Origin of the sequence: Nocardia suismassiliense (assembly GCF_900269665.1) — a bacterium.
In the GTDB taxonomy this organism is placed as follows: Bacteria; Actinomycetota; Actinomycetes; order Mycobacteriales; family Mycobacteriaceae; genus Nocardia; species Nocardia suismassiliense.
The window spans coordinates 1-3264 of sequence record NZ_LT985370.1 but is presented as its reverse complement, the minus strand read 5'-3'; the positions used below and the strand labels follow the sequence as shown (position 1 = coordinate 3264).

Sequence of the window (3264 nt, the reverse complement as noted above, 5' to 3'; positions counted from 1 at the left end):
GTATAGGGGCGGGCGGGATCGGCACACCGGCCGGGGGCTGGTGTGACGCGGGTGCCACCCGCGCCTGGCGGCGCCAGATACCATTGACTATTCGCACGTACGAGCGTAGTGAACCGGGAGGACTTGAAGATGGCCGCGAAGGGCAGCGCGAACGACATCGCGGACGACGATCTGGAACCACTTGCCGATGAAACCGCACGTCAGGCCCAGCGCGTCGTCGCGGCCTACGCGGAAGACGCCGACGAGTGCCGGATGCTGTTGTCGATGCTCGGCATCGGCCCGAGCACCCGGGTCGACTAGAGCCCAACCCCTTTCGACGCCAACGGCGACGTCGACCTACCCGATTCCCCGGGGGACCCAGCGACGCGCAAAGGATGCGTGAGTGGACCAGATGACTTCGTCCGACGACTCCGAGCCCGCCCTAGAACCAGCACCCGACGAGACAACGACCGCACGTACCGGTCCGGCCGAGTCCGGCTCCGGTTTCGTCGTCGTGGCCAACCGGCTGCCGGTCGACCTGGAACGCCTGCCCGACGGCACGACCCGATGGAAACGCAGCCCGGGTGGCCTGGTCACCGCGCTGGAACCGGTGTTACGCAACAACAAGGGCGCCTGGGTCGGTTGGGCGGGGGTGCCCGACGCGGACGTCGATCCAATCATCGAGGACGGCCTTGAACTGCATCCGGTGCCGCTGACGGCCCAGGAAGTGGCCGACTACTACGAAGGCTTCTCCAACGGCACATTGTGGCCGCTCTACCACGACGTGATCGTGCGCCCGGTGTACGACCGCAAGTGGTGGGCCGCCTACGTCACGGTGAACCGGCGCTTCGCCGAGGCGACCGCGAAGGTGGCCGCCGAGGGCGCCACCGTGTGGGTGCAGGACTACCAGCTGCAACTGGTGCCGAAGATGCTGCGGATGCTGCGCCCCGACCTGACCATCGGCTTCTTCCTGCACATCCCGTTCCCGCCGGTCGAGCTGTTCATGCAGATGCCGTGGCGCACCGAGATCGTGGAGGGTCTGCTCGGCGCCGACCTGATCGGTTTCCACCTGCCCGGCGGCGCGCAGAACTTCCTGTACCTGGCGCGCAGGCTGGCCGGCCAGCCGACTTCGCGCGGCACCGTCGGTGTGCGCTCCAAGCTCGGCGTCGTCCAGGTCGGCTTCCGCACGGTCCGGGTGGGTGCGTTCCCGATCTCGATCTCCTCGGCCGAACTCGACGAGCATTCCCGGCGCCGCTCCATCCGCGAGCGGGCCGCGAAAATCCGTGCGGAACTGGGCAATCCGAAGAACATCCTGCTCGGCGTCGACCGCCTGGACTACACCAAGGGCATCGACATCCGGCTCAACGCGCTCGAAGAGCTGCTGCTGGAAGAGCGGATAGACCCGGCCGAGACCGTGATGATCCAGCTGGCCACGCCGAGCCGCGAGCGGGTGGAGAGCTACATCCAGATGCGCGGCGACATCGAGCGTCAGGTCGGCCGGATCAACGGCGAGTTCGCCCAGGTCGGCCACCCGGTGGTGCATTATCTGCACCGGCCGATCCCGCGCGACGAGCTGATCGCCTTCTTCGTCGCCGCCGACGTGATGCTGGTGACGCCGCTGCGCGACGGCATGAACCTGGTCGCCAAGGAGTACGTCGCCTGCCACAGCGGCCTCAACGGCGCCCTGGTGCTGAGTGAATTCACCGGCGCCGCAGCCGAATTGCGTCAGTCCTACCTGTGCAATCCGCACGACCTGGACAGCGTCAAGGACGCGATCGTCTCCGCGCTGGAGGACGATCGCGATACCAAGCGCCGCCGGATGCGTTCGCTGCGCCGCCAGGTGCTCGCCCACGACGTGGACCGCTGGGCCCGCGCCTTCCTGGAGGCGCTCGCGCAGGACCAGGTCGCGGGCAGCGCCCTGCTCACCGACGACGACGTCTATCCGGAGGAACGGCAACCATCCAGGTAAATCGTTCACAGGAATCACCCAGATAAGGTCCAGCAAGTTCGCAGGTGGATAGCGGACCATGAAGCCATGAGTGGTGCGCCTGCGGAGCAGGCACCCGAGGCGCGGGTGCTGGTGGTCGACGACGAGCCGATGATCGTCGAGTTGCTCGCGGTCAGCCTGCGGTACCAGGGCTTCGCCGTCGACACGGCCGCGGACGGCGCGCAGGCGCTGGACAAGGCGCGCAGCTTCCGGCCCCAGGCGCTGATCGTCGACGTGATGATGCCGGGCATGGACGGTTTCGGCCTGCTGCGCAGGCTGCGCGCCGACGGCATCGACGCGCCGGTGCTGTTCCTGACCGCGCGGGACGAGGTGCAGGACAAGATCACCGGGCTCACCCTCGGTGCGGACGACTACGTCACCAAGCCGTTCAGCCTGGAGGAGGTGGTAGCCCGGCTGCGGGTGATCCTGCGCCGGGCGGGGCATTCCGCACCGCGGCGGGAGAGTTCCCGGCTCCGCTTCGAGGACATCGAGCTCGACGACGACACCCACGAGGTGTGGAAGGCGGGCGAGCCGGTCGCGCTGTCCCCCACCGAGTTCACCCTGCTGCGTTACTTCATGGTCAACGCGGGCACCGTGCTGAGCAAGCCGCGCATCCTGGATCACGTGTGGCGCTACGACTTCGGCGGCGAGGTCGGGGTGGTCGAGACCTACGTGTCGTATCTGCGCAAGAAGGTCGACACCGGCGAGGAGCGCCTCATCCACACGCTGCGCGGGGTCGGCTATGTCATGCGCGCGCCGAGCCGCAGCCGGTCGGCCAAATGATCCATCGGGTCGTGACACTGCCACGCGGCTGCGAGGTGGGGTCATAAGCGAGGGAAAAATCGCGGCGGTCCGCGCCAAGGCTGCCGACACGCTCTCGGCGATCCCGCTGCGCGTGACGCTGATGCTGATTCTGGTCGCCACCGCGGGCCTCGGCCTGCTGATCTCCGGCATGGTGGTCACCTCGGGCCTGGAACGCTCGCTGACCGACCGCACCGACCAGCAGCTGCGCAACGGTGCGATCGAATGGTCGCGCCGCCGGGTGCCCCCGCCGCCCAGCCTGCCCGGCGATCCGCGCCACACCAGCCAGTTCTACGTCCGCTCGGTGCAGGACGACGGGCGGATCTACTTCATCAAGGCGTTCGGCGTCGACGCCGAACCCGCGCTGCCCGAGTCTCCGCCGGTCGGGCCGATGACGGTGGGTTCGTTCGGCGGCGGGCCGACCGAGTGGCGGATCCTGACGGTCCGCGTGCCGGACGGCACCACCACGGTGGGGGTGCCGCTCAACCAGAACTACG

Annotated in this window: 3 protein-coding genes and 1 pseudogene; all 4 read left to right on the top strand. The window is 68.3% G+C overall.

Translation table 11 applies throughout. The features are described from left to right. Window positions 1-108: 108 nt before the first annotated feature. Complete coding sequence (locus DBO33_RS42345; RefSeq protein WP_107661293.1) at window positions 109-300, top strand: hypothetical protein; 192 nt, start codon at window positions 109-111, stop codon at window positions 298-300. Window positions 301-391: 91 nt separating this feature from the next. Further along, entirely contained in the window at window positions 392-1948 is a 1557-nt protein-coding gene (locus tag DBO33_RS42340; protein ID WP_107661294.1) for an alpha,alpha-trehalose-phosphate synthase (UDP-forming), read from the top strand. A gap of 66 nt (window positions 1949-2014) precedes the next feature. Next, window positions 2015-2749, top strand: a complete 735-nt coding sequence (locus DBO33_RS42335) for a response regulator transcription factor (RefSeq protein WP_107661292.1) — start codon at window positions 2015-2017, stop codon at window positions 2747-2749. A 121-nt stretch (window positions 2750-2870) separates the two neighbouring features. Continuing rightward, window positions 2871-3264 (top strand): annotated as a pseudogene (locus DBO33_RS42330) (two-component sensor histidine kinase); the annotation flags it as partial.

Coding starts and splice junctions, on each gene's coding strand:
- DBO33_RS42340 (WP_107661294.1), top strand. CDS start 392: ATGACTTCGTCCGACGACTCCGAGCCCGCCCTAGAACCAGCACCCGAC.
- DBO33_RS42335 (WP_107661292.1), top strand. CDS start 2,015: ATGAGTGGTGCGCCTGCGGAGCAGGCACCCGAGGCGCGGGTGCTGGTG.